This is a genomic window from Arthrobacter sp. 001422645 (assembly GCF_059816125.1).
The window spans coordinates 530,661-545,306 of sequence record NZ_JCBANT010000001.1; the positions used below are offsets into that span (position 1 = coordinate 530,661).

Sequence of the window (14,646 nt, forward strand, 5' to 3'; positions counted from 1 at the left end):
CTAGGATAAGAACCATGACTGACATGTTCCTCGAGAAGTTCCGCGCGCTTGTTCCGAAGTATCTCGAAGACGAATGGCAGGAAGAGGATGGCCTCCCGGCTGACGAGCTGGATGCGGCCCTCGCCGAGCACCAGTTCCAGGTGCCGCTGGTATTGCGGGAGTTCTACCTCGCGGTGGGCGGATGCGAGGACATCATGGAGGCGTACCACTACTTCTGGGACCCCGAAGAGCTCGAAGTTGATGACGAAGGCTTCCTCATGTTCCTCGAGGACGAGGAAGAACAGTTCACGTGGGGCTTCCGGGTCGGCGACCTCAGCGTTCCGGACCCGATTGTGTACCGCCGCAACAACGCCCGCGGCCAGTGGAAGAGCGAAGAGGGGACCTTCTCCGAGTTCGTCTTCGACATGTTCGAGTGGGCGTTCAACGACGACGACGAGGACTAGGGGCTAGGGGCAGGTTCCGCTTCCCGCGGGCTCGGCCATCGGCGGTCCGGGGGCACATTGACACGGACACGCCGCCGCCCGGCCCGGGAATCACCGGCTAAGGCTTCAAAGTAGCCCCGGACCGCCTATGCGGCCCGCGCTTCAGGGATTGAACGCACCCCGACGGCGCTGCTCCAGCACCGCGAGGACCTGTGCGAGCATCTGCTCGGGGTGGTAGACGACCAGGTCATAGCCGAATCTGAGCACCAAATAGCCTCCGACCATGCTCGCGTTGTTCCGCCCCCGGTCCTTCTTGGCCTGCCGCGGCTCCAGATGCGATTCACCATCGGTCTCCACGATGAGGCAGTCCTCAACAAGGAAGTCCACCTCCCCCACCCCGGGGATCTGGACATGCCTGCGCACGTGCAGCCCCGCCCGGAGGAAGACGGTGTTGGCGAGAACCTCCAGCAGCGAGTCGGCCCGGGGAATGACCAGGTCCAGCACCGACCTGGCCCGGGCGTTGCGGTTGCCCGGGAGTTTGCCGCGGAGGAAGGCCAAGCTGATGTCGCCGCGGCCCACAGCACACTGGACCATGACGAGCGCCTCCAGTTCCGGCAGGCAGCGCAGCGCGTGGATCAGGGTGTCGGCCAGCCCGGCCAGAGGGAGCCACGGGTGCCGTGGATGCCGGCACTGGCCATGTGCGACCGAGCCGGACGGAGCCGGCCGGTGCCCGACGCAGAGGTGCAACTTCGAGGCCGGGACCAGCGTCCACAAGCCGTGGCTCGGCGCAGCGGAGACACAGGTCAATAGCCCTCCAGCCTCGCGGGCGGCCCGCAGGACCGAGGCTTCCCGGGGCAACGCATAGTGTCCGCGGCGGATCCTCACGATGGTGCCGTCCGCCACGGCCAGGCCAATCCGATACCGGGTGAATCCGGCCCGCCCGAGGTCGGCCGTGCTGGCCGGTCCGCCCCGCGAGCCCAGGAAAGTGGCGATGTTCATTCCGCCAATGTGCCCCAGCAACGGCCGGTATTGCCGACGCAGACTGTGCCATGTGGACAACTCCTGCCGCGGCCAGGGGGCACTTCGACGCGGACACGCCGCAACCCAGCCCGGCATCCCGCAATGGGGGCCGCAAAGTGCCCCCGCTCGGCCGAAGCCACCGGCAAGCAAGCAGCAGACAGCCCACACAGACCCAAAGAACTGTGACAGTGAATTTACAAACACCCTAGACAGCGTGACATTTCTGTCATATGCTCATTCATGGGTTCATCAAATGCCTCCGGTGGACCTGATGCGAACGGAGAAATGGCCCCGGTTCCGCACAACGGATGACTCGAAACGTTGTGAGGAACCGGGGCCATTCCGTTTAAACCGGAACACCCGCGGAAAGTCACCCGGCGGGTGCACGCCAAGCTCAGCTGGCGCGGTCCACCACGGCCAGCGCGAAGTTGGTCAGCGAGTCCTTCACCACGCCCTCGGGCAGCGGCGCGAGCGCGGCAATCGCCTCATTGGCCCAGGCACGTGCCACCACCCAGGATTCCGCCGTCACGGGGTGCTCGCGGAGACCGGCAACGGCGGCAGCAAGGGCCTCGTCGGAGCTGAGGTCGCCGTCGATCAGTTTCAGGAGTTCGACGGCGGACGCGTCGCCGTCGTCGGCCCTCTTGCGCAGCAGCAACACGGGCAGCGTCGGCACGCCCTCGCGCAGGTCGGTGCCCGGGGACTTGCCGGACTTGACCTTCACACCGGTGACGTCGATGACGTCGTCGGCAAGCTGGAAGGCGACGCCCACCTTTTCGCCGTACTCGACCAGCATCGGCTCGTAGGCTTCGTCGGCACCGGAGAAGATCGCGCCGAGCTGCCCGGACGCCGCCACGAGCGATCCGGTCTTGTCCGCGATGACGGACAGGTAGTGCTCCACCGGGTCCTCATCCGGGCGCGGCCCCACGGTTTCGTGCAACTGGCCCAGGCACAGCCGCTCAAAGGTGCGGGCCTGAATGCCGAGCGCACGCGAACCGAGTTCGGAAACCAGGATGGAGGCCCGGGCAAAGATCAGGTCACCGGTCAGGACGGCGACGGAGTTCCCCCAGACCTCGTGCGCCGTGGGGGCGCCCCGGCGGAACGGCGCGGAGTCCATCACGTCGTCGTGATAGAGCGTCGCCAGATGGGTCAGCTCGACGACGACGGCGGCCTGCACCACGGCGGGCAGCGAGGCGTCGCCCAGGTGGGCGCAGAGCAGGGTCAGCAGCGGCCGGATGCGCTTGCCGCCGGCTTCCACTAGGTGGCGCGACGTCGCGTCAGCCAGCGGGTCCGAGTTGGCAATGGCTTCGCGCAGCTTCTTCTCCACGCGGGCCAGGTTGGTGGTGATCGCGGGCCCCAGTTCGGGGTCCCCCGCGATCGCCGCAAAGCCCGCCGGCAGCTGCAGGCCGGTGGCGATGGCGGTGGTGTTCAGGTCGGGTTCAGAGCTCGGCAGGCCGTGTCCGGCGTGCGTCCAGCTTTGGTCTGCGGAGTTGGTCACGGGTTAACCCTAACTTTTTGTTGCGGAAACCGCGGAGTTGGCGCCGGAGTGCGAAGACGCGTCCGCGTCGGACGCAGCCCGGTTGGACGGAGCCTGGTTGGACGGGGCCGCGTTGGGCAGGGCCTGGTTGGACGTCGCCGGGACCAACGATTCCAGCACCCGGATGACACGGTCCTCGAAGCCCTTGGCCGCGGGGTCGGTCAGGTTGGCCAGCAACCGCACCACGAACCGCATGAGTACAGGGATGGGCATGCCCGTCCGGAGAGCCAGTTTCATCACGGCCGGCTTGCCGATCAGGGCGGCAAACGCGCGGCCCAGGGTGAAGTGCGAACCCCACTGGTCCCGCACGTAGTCCGCGTACCGGGCGAGGTGCGCATCGGCGTCGCCCTTGGCCCAGCCGGCGGACGCCGAGCGTGCGGCGCCGTCGATGATGAATTCGGCAGCGAAACGTGCGGACTCCATGGCATAGGAGATGCCTTCGCCGTTGAACGGGGAGACCATGCCGCCGGCGTCGCCGAGCAGCAGCAGGCCCGGCGAGTAGTGCGGCGTGCGGTTGAAGCCCATGGGCAGCGCGGCGCCGCGGATCTCGCCGACCTGGTTCTCCGGGGTGAAGCCCCACTCGGAGGGCATGCCAGCGGTCCATTCGCGCAGGACCTGCTTGTAGTCCAGCTTGCCGAATTCCTTGGACGAGTTCAGGATGCCGAGGCCCACATTGGAGGTGCCGTCGCCGACGCCGAACACCCAGCCGTAGCCGGGCAGCAGCTTGCCATCGCGGCCGGGAAGCTCCAGCCAGCCTTCCATCCAGTCGTCGTCGTGCCGCGGCGACGTGAAGTAGGTGCGGACGGCGACGCCCAGCGGCCGGTCATCGCGCTTCCGGATCCCCAGCGAGACGGCGGTGCGGGTCGAGTTTCCGTCCGCGGCGAGCACGACGTCGGCGGTGAAGTCCCGAGTTTCGCCGGTCTTGCGGCCGGACTCCTCCAGCAGGGCGGCGCGGACGCCCGTCACCCGGCCATCTTCGGAGTGCAGCGCCTCGGTGACGCTGTGCCGTTCCAGCACGACGGCGCCCGCGGACCGGGCGTGCCGGGCCAGCTCCTCATCGAACCCGAGCCGGGTCCGGATCAGTCCGTACTGCGGGAAGTCGGAGACCTCGGGCCAGGGCAGCTCGATGCTGCGTCCGCCGGCAAGCAGGCGCAGGCCCTTGTTGCGGCGCCAGCCCTCCGTTTCGGGGTGGGGCAGTCCAAGTTTCTGGATCTCCCGGACGGCGCGGGGGGTGAGCCCGTCGCCGCAGACCTTTTCGCGCGGGAAACTGGTCTTTTCCAGCACCGTGACGTCGATGCCTGCGTTGGCCAGGTAGTAGGCGGCAGTGGACCCGGCCGGACCGGCCCCGACAATCAGTACTTTCACGGCGGCGATGGACTAACGGGCGGGCCGGGTGTTGCGGCGCAGCCTCGCCACCGGTCCGGTGTGGGCTGCAAGTGCCTTCGCACCCGCGGCAGGGTCGGACTCAGCGCCGGGCTTGACGGCGCGGTGCACGGCGACGATGCCGCCGCTGAGGTTGCGGTAGGTGACGTTGTCCCAGCCGGCTTCCTGGAGCCAGGCCGCGAGGTGGTCCTGGTCCGGCCAGGCGCGGATGGACTCGGCGAGGTACACGTAGGCATCCGGGTTGGAGGAGACCTTGACGGCGATCGCGGGCAGCGCGCGCATGAGGTATTCGGTGTACATGGTGCGCCACAGCGGCACCACGGGCTGGGAGAACTCGGCGATGACCAGCTTGCCGCCGGGCTTGGTGACCCGCAGCATCTCGGCGAGGGCCTTCTTCGGCTCGTTGACGTTGCGCAGGCCGAAGGAGATGGTGCTGGCATCAAAGGTGTTGTCCGCGAACGGCAGGCGGGTGGCGTCACCGGCGATGAAGTCGATGTCGGGGCGGCGCCGCTTGCCGACTTTGAGCATGCCAAGCGAGAAGTCGCAGGCGATCACGTCGATGCCGGCGTCGGCATACGGTTCGCTGGAAGTGCCCGTGCCGGCGGCGAGGTCAAGGACCCGCTGGCCCGCCTTCACATCCATGGCTTCGACCACAACCTTGCGCCAACGCCGCGTCTGCCCCATCGACAGGACATCGTTGACGACGTCGTATTTAGGGGCGACGTCGTCAAACATCGTGGCTACTTCGTCCGGACGCTTATCCAAGGATGCTCGGTTCACCCTGACATTGTCTCAAATGTTCGGCACACCCACGAACCACGCCCTGAGCAGGGAGTCCGGTGGGCGCGGGAGTAGTGTTATCTCACTATGACCAGCGCGTTCCGTACCAGAATTATCAGAACACTTACAGTGCCCCTCGATGCAGAATCATTTCCCGGGGGGCTGCCGTCGTTTCTGGTCCGTGACGACCTGCTCTGCTGGACCCGCCGCGAAGCGGGCCTGGTCGGCTTCGGCGAAGTGGCCCGGTTTACCGCCACGGGACCCGAGCGTTTCCTCGAGGCAGACATCTGGTGGCGCCATCTGGTCCTTGAGGCCGAGATTGAGGACGCGGTGGAACGGCCCGGCACCGGCCCGGTCGCGTTCGGTTCCTTCGCCTTCTCCAAAGCCTCCGCCCACGCGTCGCGGCTGATCGTCCCCGAAATCGTCGTCGGACTGCGCGACGGCACGGCCTGGCTCACCCAGCTGACGTTCGACGACGTCGAACTCACCGAGGCCGGCGCGCGCGCGGCACTCACCCAATGGATTGACGGCGGCTCTGCGGCTGGTGCCCTGGCCGGCGCCGGCGCCCTGGCGGACGGCTCTTTTGTTGACAGCTCCGGGGCGGGCGCCGACCCGGCCGGGGACGGCACCGCTTTCAGTGCAGCCGGGGGTGCGGCGGGCACGACCACCGTGCAGGCGGGCCGCGCCGTCGTCCGTCCCCTGCCGCTGGCCGCCGGGGCAACGCTGCACACCGGATCGCTGGGCGAGGACGACTGGATGGCCGCCGTCGCCTCCGGGGTCGAAGAGATCCGGTCCGGGGCGCTGGAGAAACTGGTGCTGGCCCGGGACATCGTGGCGACCCTGCCCACCGGCGTGAATGCCGCCCAAGTGCTGCGTGAGCTGTCCGCGCGGTACCGCGAATGCTGGACCTACGGCGTCGACGGACTGGTGGGCGCCACGCCGGAAATGCTGATCCAGGTGGAGGGCCGCACCGCGCAGGCCCGCGTCCTGGCCGGCACACTGGACCGCCGCGACGCCGACGGCATGGACGGCTCGCCGCTGGAGTTCGCGGAACGGGTGCTGGCGGGGTCCGAAAAGCAGCGGCACGAACACGACATCGCCATCCAATCCCTCACCACCCAGCTGGCGCCGTTCTCGGAAGCGATGAATGCGCATAGCGAACCCTTCATCCTGGAATTGCCCAACGTCTGGCACCTCGCGTCGGACGTGAAGGCTGAGCTGACCGAGGTGGAGGGCCATGTCCCCACGTGTCTCGCCCTGATCAACGCCCTGCATCCCACGGCAGCGGTCTGCGGCACACCGACCGCAGTGGCCGGCGCCCTGATCCGCAAACTGGAACACCTGGACCGCGGACCCTACGCCGGACCGGTCGGCTGGCTCGACGCGGCCGGCAACGGGGAATGGGGCATCGCGCTGCGCGGCGCCGTTATCGAGTCCCCGACGACGGTGCGGCTCTATGCCGGCTGCGGCGTCGTCGAGGGCTCCGTCCCGGAAGCTGAGCTCGCGGAGACCTGGGCGAAGTTCCGGCCGATGCTGGAGTCCCTAGGCATCAACAGCTAGAGTCCGGGATAGGAGACATGTTCCGGCCGTTTCACCTTGCGCTAGTCTCGAGAATAGTTATCCAATGGTGAAACTAAGTTTCCTGTGATGCACATCTCGTATTCGGCGATACACTATAAGCCGATTTAGTCACGCCTGCTCCTGCAATAACCTGCAACAAAAGGGAAGAAACCATGCAGCTCAAGTCCCTCGCCTCGGCAAAGTTGGCCGCCAAGGCAGCCGCAATCCTCGCCGCCGGCGCTCTCACGCTCACGGCCTGTGGTGGCAGTTCCACCCCCGCAGCCACCTCAGAGGGCGGCGTGCAGCTCATCAACGCCGGCAAGCTGACCGTTTGCTCGGACGTTCCCTACGAGCCGTTCGAATTCCAGAAGGACGGCAAGATCGTCGGCTTCGACATGGACATCGCGGCAGAGGTGGCCAAGGACCTGAAGGCCGAACTCAACGTTGTGGACAGCTCCTTCGAGGCTATCGAGACCGGTACCGCACTGACCCAGTGCGACGTCTCCATTTCCTCCGTCTCCATCACGGACACCCGCAAGTCGGTCATGGACTTCTCTGACCCGTACATGGACGACGACCTGACCCTCGTGGCCAGCGAGGCTTCCGGGATCACGGACCTGGAGAGCGCCAAGGGCAAGAAGGTGGGCGTCCAGCAGGCGACCACCGGCGCCAAGTTCGCCGCCGAGAAGGGCCTCGACGCCCAGCAGTTCGAGGACACCGGCCTCCTGGTCCAGGCCCTGCAGGCCGGCACCATTGACGCCGCCCTGGGCAACCAGTCCGTCCTCGCCTACGCCGTCAAGGATGACCCCAAGTTCAAGCGCGTGGAGAACTTCACCACCGGCGAGCAGCTCGGCATCGCCATCAAGAAGGGCAACACCGCGATGGCCACCCAGGTCAACAGCACGCTCAAGCGCCTGACCGATGACGGCACCTTGAAGAAGTTCGAGACCACTTGGTTCGGCGAAGCCGCCAAGTAGCCAGCACCCGGCCTGAGACCTACGCAGTTGAGGCCCCGTACCGCTGTAGAACAGTCCGTACGGGGCCTCACGTGCGCGAAACGAATGTGAGAACACCATGGCAATGACCGCACGTCAACGAGCCAGAGTCAGCCTGTACGTCCAAGCCGGAATCTTTGTGGTGGCGATGGTTGCCCTGATCCTGGCCACGGACTGGGAGACCATCAGCACCAGCGTCTTCAACTTCGGCAAGATTGGCCCGATGTTCCCGGACATCATCCTTGTGGGCCTCAAGAACACCCTGATCTACACGGCCCTTGGCTTTATGGTGGGCCTGTCCGGCGGCCTGCTGCTGGCGCTTATGAAGCTCTCCTCCTTCCCGCTGTACCGCTGGCTGGCCACGGGCTACATCGAGTTCTTCCGCGGGATCCCGGCCCTGCTGGTGTTCATCGCCTTCGGCTACGGCGTCCCGCTGGCCTTCGGAGTCTCCTGGAACGTGACCGTGGTGGCCATGATCTCGCTCGGCATGGTGGCGGCCGCCTACATCGCCGAAACCCTGCGCGCCGGACTCCAGGCTGTGCCCAAAGGCCAGATGGAGGCCGCCCGTTCGCTGGGCATGCCGCAGTGGCGGGCCATGATCTCGATTGTCATCCCGCAGGCGTTCAGGATCGTCCTGCCGCCGCTGACCAACGAAGTCATCCTGCTGACCAAGGACTCCTCACTCATCTACGTGCTGGGCCTCACCGCCTCGCAGTACGAGCTGACGAAGTTCGGCCGCGACGGCATCTCCAGCCTGGGTGCGGGCCTCACGCCGCTGCTCGTGGCCGGCGCCTTCTACCTGGTGATCACCATCCCGCTGAGCCTCTTGGCCCGGAAGTTCGAAAGCCGCTCCGCGCGGACGAAGCGATAGGCAGGACAGTCATGAACGACGTCGTACAGAACGCCGATGACCGCAGCGGGGCCGTGAAGGCCGCCGGCGTGTCCATCACGGATCTCCGTAAGTCCTACGGATCCAACGAAGTACTCAAGGGCATCAGCCTCGAGGTGAAGCCCGGCGAGGTGGTGTGCCTGATCGGCCCGTCCGGCTCCGGCAAGTCCACCCTGCTCCGCTGCGTCAACCTGCTGGAGCAGCCCAACGTGGGCAGCGTCCATGTGGGCGGCTTCGAGGCAACCGACCCGGATGTGGACATCGACAAGATGCGCCGCAAGGTGGGCATGGTCTTCCAGCAGTTCAACCTCTTCCCGCACCTCAGCGCCCTGGGCAACTGCACCATCTCGCAGACCAAGGTGCTCAAGCGCAGCCAGGCGGACGCCTCCGCCGTGGCGATGCGGAATCTGGAGCGGGTGGGCCTGGGACACCTTTCCGACCGCTTCCCTGACGAGCTCTCCGGCGGCCAGCAGCAGCGCGTGGCCATTGCCCGCGCGCTCAGCATGGACCCCGAGCTGATGCTGTTCGACGAGCCCACCTCGGCCCTGGACCCTGAGACCGTGGGCGACGTGCTGGCCGTCATGCGGAACCTGGCCAAGGAGGGCATGACCATGCTGGTGGTGACCCACGAGATGGGCTTCGCCCGCGAGGTTGCCGACCGTGTGGTGTTCATGGACGGCGGCGTCGTCGTCGAGGAAGGTGTGGCGGAGCAGGTCATCAGCGCCCCCACCCATGCCCGCACCAAGGAATTCCTCCGCCGGGTGCTCGACCCGACGCACATCGACATCGCGGAGTAGCTTCCGCACGCCTGCGCGGCGGATTCCGCCGGGCGACCCGCAAAAGCCCTGACGCTGCCGTATTCCGGTAGCGCCAGGGCTTTTGCGCCTCATGGGGCCGATTGCGCATCGCAGTCACCGGGCAGACCGCGCACGACGACGGGGCACTCCCGCCGCTGCCAGCTTCCTTTCGAGTTGCCCGGCTGCCATCAGATCGGCCCAGACCCAGCGGACCACGCCGTTTCCCAATGCCCTGATTCGGTTCTCCCGTTCCTTCTCGTCGACGACGGCCTGGGAGACGGTCCGGCCCTTGAGGTATTCGGGCCTGACGTACTTTTCGACTCCGTCGAACTCGCCAGCCACGCGCACGCCGTCCCAGTAGTAGTCCGTGTAACCGACGAGTCCTAAGACATCACGCACCTCGTGCTGGAGTTCCGGCGCTTCGAACCCGGCCATCCACATGATGGCCCGGCTGTATGACTCGCCGGCAGATCCGGACCGCGGATCAGCGAACTCCACGGCCGCCCGGATCCGCTTCGAGGCTGCCGCGGTGTAATTGCCCTCGATTCCGGCCAAGAGCTGCTCCTTAGAGAGGGCCGGAAGACGTTGCGCAGCATCCGCTTTGAGCACATGGTCCACGGGCACTACTGCCTCGGCAAACGGTGAGAAGGCCGCGAGATCCAGCACGGTACGAACTCGCCCGGTCACCAGCAGCCCGTCCCGCCGGACACAATTCATTCCGGCGGGTGGGACGTAGTGCCGCACCACCCCCGCCCTAGAGCGTCCGCCGTCGTTTTGCAGCGTCAGTGCATGCACCGGTTGCTGCATTCCGACGGTCGGAATGCGCCAGACCGACGCTGCGGAGTGCCATGAAAAGATCGTCGGAGCAACGAAGGTCTCGGCCGCAGCACTGACACGGACCCGGTACTGTTCCCAGGGGTTCAAGGCCCGCCAGGCGCCGCCGTCGACATAAATACCCCGCCGCACCCGGACCAGCGAGCCCGAGCGGCAACGGCTGGCCAGCTCCTTGGGCGTCAGGCCCTGCTGGATGTGCTCGCGGGCAAGGATCAACGTAGGGAGCTCGTTCATGGAACGAAGGTGCCAGCCCCGCGGCAGCGACTCTATCCCCCAGCCGCACCATGTGGACAACCCGACGCGGTTCACGTTGTGCGACCAGGCCGCGCCCCGCGCGACCCTCGTTCCCGCTCCGCGACGCGCCTCCTGCTGTGCGGTACGCGAAAGCCCTGACGCGGCGGGTATACGGGCGCGCACGGCAATTTGCGGAGCGCCAAGCTGAGAGCGCATCGCCAGGTGCGATACGCGTCGGCCGGCACGTTCCCTCGTGGACGGGCCAGATGTGCGACGCGGTTCCCGTTCTGCGCGGCGCGAAAGCCCTGACGCGGCAGGTATACGGGCGCGCAGGGAAATTAGCGCCGCGCCAAGGTAGAAGAGCGTCGCCAGGTGCAAGACGCGTCCCAGGGCACTTCGCGCGGCGCACTGCTAGGAGAACGTCGGCATCCCTCACCCGGAAGCACAGCATCCGCGGCGTATTCGGACAGCCGCTACGTGGATCCACGTAGCGGCTGTCCGTTTCCGTAGCGATTTCCCGGCGAGGGACTATTCCGCGGCGAGGACTCCGGCCACGGCAGCACCCACGGCTGCCCGGACGCGCTGGTGCAGCTCCCGCAGCCCGTGCCGCTCCGTCCTCACCTCGATGATGCTGCGCCCCTGCCACGGCTCCGCCAGCGCCGCGGCGAGCTCCGCCGTCGTGCTGACCGCACGGTGCGCGACGCCGTAGGCTGCCGCGAGGGCCGCAAGGTCCACACCATGCGGGGTGCCGAAGAGGCGTTCGACGGCGGTTCCGTACCGGCCCGCGGCCTCGACGGCGCCGTGTTCCAGCAGGCCGAAGATGGCCCCGCCGGCGTCGTTGAGGACGACGATCCGCAACGCAGGTTCCTCTTCCCCCGCGCCGAGGAGCAGCCCGCCGGCGTCGTGCAGGAACGTGACGTCGCCCAGCAGCACCGTGGTTTCCTGCCGGCCGCCCAAGGCGATGCCGGTGGCGGTGGCCAGGGTCCCGTCGATCCCGGAGAGACCGCGGTTGGCGAAGACGACGGCACCCGGCTCCGGAGCGGGCGCGCCGGCGAGGTCGACGTCGCGGATGCCGTTGGACGAGCCGAGCACGAGCTGGCCGCGGGAATGTTCCCAGACAAGGGCGCCGACCGCTGGCCCGGTGGCCGCGGCGGAGCCGGACAGCACCTGGTCAACGGCGTGCTGGGCGGCGGCCCCGGCCAGGAGCCAGGCATCCAGCCACGCCGCGGAGCCCCGGCCGGCGAAATCGGCCAGGTCCCCCAGGTTGTCTAGCGGGAGTTCGGTGCGGCGGCCCGGCTCGTACCAGGCCACGGTCACCGGCTGGTACAGGGCGGAGGGAATGTCGGCGCGGGCCAGCAGGGCACTCACCGGGCGCGAGAGGGTGGGCCGCCCGAAGAGCACCACCCGCTCGATGGGCTGCGCCGACTCCGGACCGAACGCGTCGAGGACAATCCGGTACGGTCCCACCGCGTTCGGCCCGAACCTCGCGTTGGAGGACGGCTCGGCCAGCAACGGCAGGCCGTGTGCGCGGGCGAAGGCCTCGGCTACGGGCCCGGCGTCGTGCCCTGCGAGCACCACGGTGCGCCGTTCCGGCAGGCCGGGAGGGGCCGGCGGGAAATCGAGGGCCAGCGGGCCGCGGGGCGCGCGGTACACCCGGCGGCCGGACTCGGGCGGCAGCTGGTCGCCGGGGGCGGGAACGAGGGGGTCGCGGAAGGCCAGGTTGAGTTGCACCGGCCCGGGCGGGGTGTCCTCGAAGGCCCCGGTGGCGGCGCTGAGCGCGGTCTCGACGGCGCGCCGCGGGTCACTGCCGGCGGGCACGTCGGCGGCGAAGCGGACGTGCTCGCCGAACAGGTCCAGCTGCACCGTGGTCTGGTTGGCGCCCGTCCCCCGAAGTTCCTCCGGACGGTCGGCCGAGACCACCACGAGCGGAACCGCGGCGTGGTTGGCCTCCATCACGGCCGGCAGGAGATTCCCGACGGCGGTTCCCGAGGTGGTGAGGACGGCTGCGGGCGCCCCGGTGGCCAGTGCCAGCCCTAGGGCCGTGAAGCCGGCATCCCGTTCATCGATCCGGACCAGCAGTTCGACCCGTCCGGCGGCGTCGGCTTCGGCCAGGGCATAGGCCACCGGGGCGGAACGCGAGCCCGGTGCCACCACCACGTGGCGCACTCCTTCGAGCAGCAGGGCGGCGACTGCGATCCGTGCGGAATCCAGTGCGCTCAGCTCCTCCGCATTCAGCTCCCCTGCGCTCACATGTTCTCCGGCGTCTCGATGCCGAGCAGGTCCAGTCCCTCGGACAGCCGGCGCAGGACCAGGGCGCAGAGGGCCAGCCGCGATTCCCGGACCGAGTCCTCGGACTTCAGCACCGGGCACTGGTCGTAGAAGGACGTGAAGAGCTGCGCGAGTTCGAACAGGTACGTGCACAGCCGGTGCGGCTCCAGCACCTCGCGCACCTTGTGCAGCGTGGCGCCGTACTCAAGGAGGTGCAGGGCCAGTGCGCGTTCGGCGGGCTCGACGACGGCGATCACCGTCGCCGGCGTGCCGCCGTCGCTGTCGGTCCCGGCCGCGTTGGTTCCGGCAGCACCGGTTGCAGCCGTGTGCTGCTCAAGCACCCCGGCCTTGCGCAGGATCGAACGGATCCGCGCGGCGGCGTACTGCACATAGGGACCGGTGTTGCCGCTCAGGGCGAGCATCCGGTCGAAGTCAAAAACGTATTCAGTGTCGTGCCCGACGGAGAGGTCGGCGTACTTGACTGCGCCGATGCCCACCTGACGGGCGGTCACGGCGCGTTCGTCCTCCGTGAGTTCGGGCCGGCTGGCGTCGATGACGGCGCGGGCGCGGTCCACGGCTTCTTCCAGCAGGGCCATCAGTTTGACCGGGGCTCCGGAACGGGACTTCAGGATCTTCCCGTCCTCCCCCAGCACGTTACCGATCTGGACGTGCACGGCTTCCACAGTGTCCGGCAGCCAGCCGGCGTCGCGGGCCGTGGCCATGACCATGCGCAGGTGCATGTTCTGCGGGGCGCCCACGACGTACAGGACGCGGTTGGCCGCGAGCTCGCGGACCCGGTAGCGGATGGTGGCGAGGTCCGTGGTGCCGTAGCCGTAGCCGCCGTCGGACTTGCGGATGATGAGCGGCATCGGCAGGCCGTCGCGGCCGGTGAATCCGGCGGGGAAGGTGCACAGGGCGCCGTCACTGATCCGGGCGATGCCGCGGTCCTCGAGTTCCTGGCACAGCTGTGCCAGATGGGCGTCGTAGGAGCTTTCGCCCGCGATGTGGTCGTCGGTGAGGCTGATCCCCAGCATGGAGTAGATGGCGTTGAAGTAGCGCTTGGACTGGGCCACAAGCCGCTGCCAGACGGCGAACGTCTCCTGGTCGCCGCCCTGCAGCGCCACCACGCGGAGCCTTGCGCGCGTGGCGAAGCCTTCCTCGTCGGTGGCGGAGGCGTCGAACTTGGCGCGGGCGGCCTGGTAGAAGGCGCTGGGGTCATCAACCAGCAGTGCCGCTTCAGGGGAATCCTCCCCGACCTCCAGCCAGTGCTCGATCAGCATGCCGAACGGGGTGCCCCAGTCGCCGATGTGGTTCTGCCGGATGACCGTGTCCCCCAGCGCCTCGAAAACCTTCACGAGGCTGTCCCCCACCACCGTGGTGCGCAGGTGGCCGACATGCATTTCCTTCGCAACGTTAGGGGAGGAATAGTCGACGACGACGCGCTGGGCCTCCGCCGGCGGCGCGGCCTGGACGCCTGGAGACTCGGCATTGAGCAGCTCTTCGATCCACGTCCCGTCGAAGGTCAGGTTGATGAAGCCGGGTCCGGAGATCTCGACGGCGGTGCAGATCCCGTCCAGGTCGAGGGCCTCTACGATCCGGGCGGCGGCGTCCCGCGGCGGCAGGCCGACCTTCTTGGCCAGCGCCATGGCGGCGTTGATCTGGATGTCCGCGAACTGCGAGGGCCGGACCACGGGATCCGTCCCGCGGTACTCTTCGCCGAACGCGCTGGCAATTGCTGCCTGGACTCTGGGGACAACCATTTCGGCCGGATTATTCACACTGTTCAAATTATCAGTTCCGCCAACCCCCGACGCTCCCTCACATCCGGTGGGCAATTCCGGAACGCCCCCGCAGATCTGGCCGCCACAAGACGAACGCTCCCTCAGATCTTGCCGCTACAAGAGGAACGCTCCCCCACTTCCTGTCCGTC

At 67.8% G+C, this 14,646-nt stretch carries 12 protein-coding genes; 5 read left to right on the forward strand and 7 right to left on the reverse strand.

Features of this window, described 5'->3' with window-relative positions:
* The first annotated feature begins 14 nt into the window (after window positions 1-14).
* The gene (locus AC6EUH_RS02455) at window positions 15-443 is read left to right on the forward strand and encodes a hypothetical protein (protein ID WP_056424825.1); all 429 of its coding nucleotides are present in this window, start codon (window positions 15-17) and stop codon (window positions 441-443) included.
* Window positions 444-584: 141 nt separating this feature from the next.
* Here the strand turns inward: AC6EUH_RS02455 and AC6EUH_RS02460 are convergent, their stop codons facing one another.
* From AC6EUH_RS02460 to AC6EUH_RS02475, 4 genes are all read right to left on the reverse strand, one after another.
* Window positions 585-1,421 (reverse strand): DUF559 domain-containing protein, encoded by an 837-nt coding sequence (locus AC6EUH_RS02460; protein ID WP_056424822.1) that lies wholly within the window; start codon window positions 1,419-1,421, stop codon window positions 585-587.
* Between the two features lie 415 nt (window positions 1,422-1,836).
* Entirely contained in the window at window positions 1,837-2,937 is a 1,101-nt protein-coding gene (locus AC6EUH_RS02465; RefSeq protein ID WP_056424821.1) for a polyprenyl synthetase family protein, read from the reverse strand.
* Window positions 2,938-2,946: 9 nt separating this feature from the next.
* Window positions 2,947-4,341 carry a geranylgeranyl reductase family protein gene (locus AC6EUH_RS02470; RefSeq protein WP_499737697.1) on the reverse strand — a complete coding sequence of 465 codons (1,395 nt, stop codon included), beginning with the start codon at window positions 4,339-4,341 and terminating at the stop codon, window positions 2,947-2,949.
* Between the two features lie 12 nt (window positions 4,342-4,353).
* Window positions 4,354-5,139, reverse strand: coding sequence for a demethylmenaquinone methyltransferase (locus AC6EUH_RS02475; RefSeq protein ID WP_235500064.1), 786 nt, complete (start codon window positions 5,137-5,139; stop codon window positions 4,354-4,356).
* Between the two features lie 87 nt (window positions 5,140-5,226).
* Between AC6EUH_RS02475 and AC6EUH_RS02480 the strand changes: the two genes are divergently transcribed.
* The 4 genes from AC6EUH_RS02480 (at window position 5,227) to AC6EUH_RS02495 (ending at window position 9,380) form a co-directional block, all read left to right on the forward strand.
* Window positions 5,227-6,699, forward strand: a complete 1,473-nt coding sequence (locus tag AC6EUH_RS02480; protein ID WP_499737698.1) for an isochorismate synthase — start codon at window positions 5,227-5,229, stop codon at window positions 6,697-6,699.
* Window positions 6,700-6,872: 173 nt separating this feature from the next.
* Entirely contained in the window at window positions 6,873-7,676 is an 804-nt protein-coding gene (locus AC6EUH_RS02485) for an ABC transporter substrate-binding protein (protein WP_056424812.1), read from the forward strand.
* Between the two features lie 97 nt (window positions 7,677-7,773).
* On the forward strand, window positions 7,774-8,565 hold the full coding sequence (locus AC6EUH_RS02490; RefSeq protein WP_056424810.1) for an amino acid ABC transporter permease: 792 nt from the start codon (window positions 7,774-7,776) through the stop codon (window positions 8,563-8,565).
* Between the two features lie 11 nt (window positions 8,566-8,576).
* On the forward strand, window positions 8,577-9,380 hold the full coding sequence (locus AC6EUH_RS02495) for an amino acid ABC transporter ATP-binding protein (RefSeq protein ID WP_056424807.1): 804 nt from the start codon (window positions 8,577-8,579) through the stop codon (window positions 9,378-9,380).
* 114 nt (window positions 9,381-9,494) lie between these two features.
* On the opposite strand, the gene AC6EUH_RS02500 is transcribed toward AC6EUH_RS02495, so the two are convergent.
* From AC6EUH_RS02500 to argS, 3 genes are all read right to left on the reverse strand, one after another.
* Window positions 9,495-10,448 (reverse strand): hypothetical protein, encoded by a 954-nt coding sequence (locus AC6EUH_RS02500; protein ID WP_499737699.1) that lies wholly within the window; start codon window positions 10,446-10,448, stop codon window positions 9,495-9,497.
* Window positions 10,449-10,976: 528 nt separating this feature from the next.
* On the reverse strand, window positions 10,977-12,698 hold the full coding sequence (menD, locus tag AC6EUH_RS02505; RefSeq protein WP_499737700.1) for a 2-succinyl-5-enolpyruvyl-6-hydroxy-3-cyclohexene-1-carboxylic-acid synthase: 1,722 nt from the start codon (window positions 12,696-12,698) through the stop codon (window positions 10,977-10,979).
* Window positions 12,695-14,476 carry an arginine--tRNA ligase gene (gene argS, locus AC6EUH_RS02510; RefSeq protein WP_499737701.1) on the reverse strand — a complete coding sequence of 594 codons (1,782 nt, stop codon included), beginning with the start codon at window positions 14,474-14,476 and terminating at the stop codon, window positions 12,695-12,697. Before argS ends, menD begins: the two co-directional genes overlap by 4 nt.
* Window positions 14,477-14,646: the final 170 nt, after the last annotated feature.

Coding starts and splice junctions, on each gene's coding strand:
- AC6EUH_RS02460 (WP_056424822.1), bottom strand. CDS start 1,421: ATGAACATCGCCACTTTCCTGGGCTCGCGGGGCGGACCGGCCAGCACG.
- argS (WP_499737701.1), bottom strand. CDS start 14,476: ATGGTTGTCCCCAGAGTCCAGGCAGCAATTGCCAGCGCGTTCGGCGAA.
- AC6EUH_RS02495 (WP_056424807.1), top strand. CDS start 8,577: ATGAACGACGTCGTACAGAACGCCGATGACCGCAGCGGGGCCGTGAAG.
- AC6EUH_RS02455 (WP_056424825.1), top strand. CDS start 15: ATGACTGACATGTTCCTCGAGAAGTTCCGCGCGCTTGTTCCGAAGTAT.
- AC6EUH_RS02480 (WP_499737698.1), top strand. CDS start 5,227: ATGACCAGCGCGTTCCGTACCAGAATTATCAGAACACTTACAGTGCCC.
- AC6EUH_RS02500 (WP_499737699.1), bottom strand. CDS start 10,448: ATGAACGAGCTCCCTACGTTGATCCTTGCCCGCGAGCACATCCAGCAG.
- AC6EUH_RS02490 (WP_056424810.1), top strand. CDS start 7,774: ATGGCAATGACCGCACGTCAACGAGCCAGAGTCAGCCTGTACGTCCAA.
- AC6EUH_RS02485 (WP_056424812.1), top strand. CDS start 6,873: ATGCAGCTCAAGTCCCTCGCCTCGGCAAAGTTGGCCGCCAAGGCAGCC.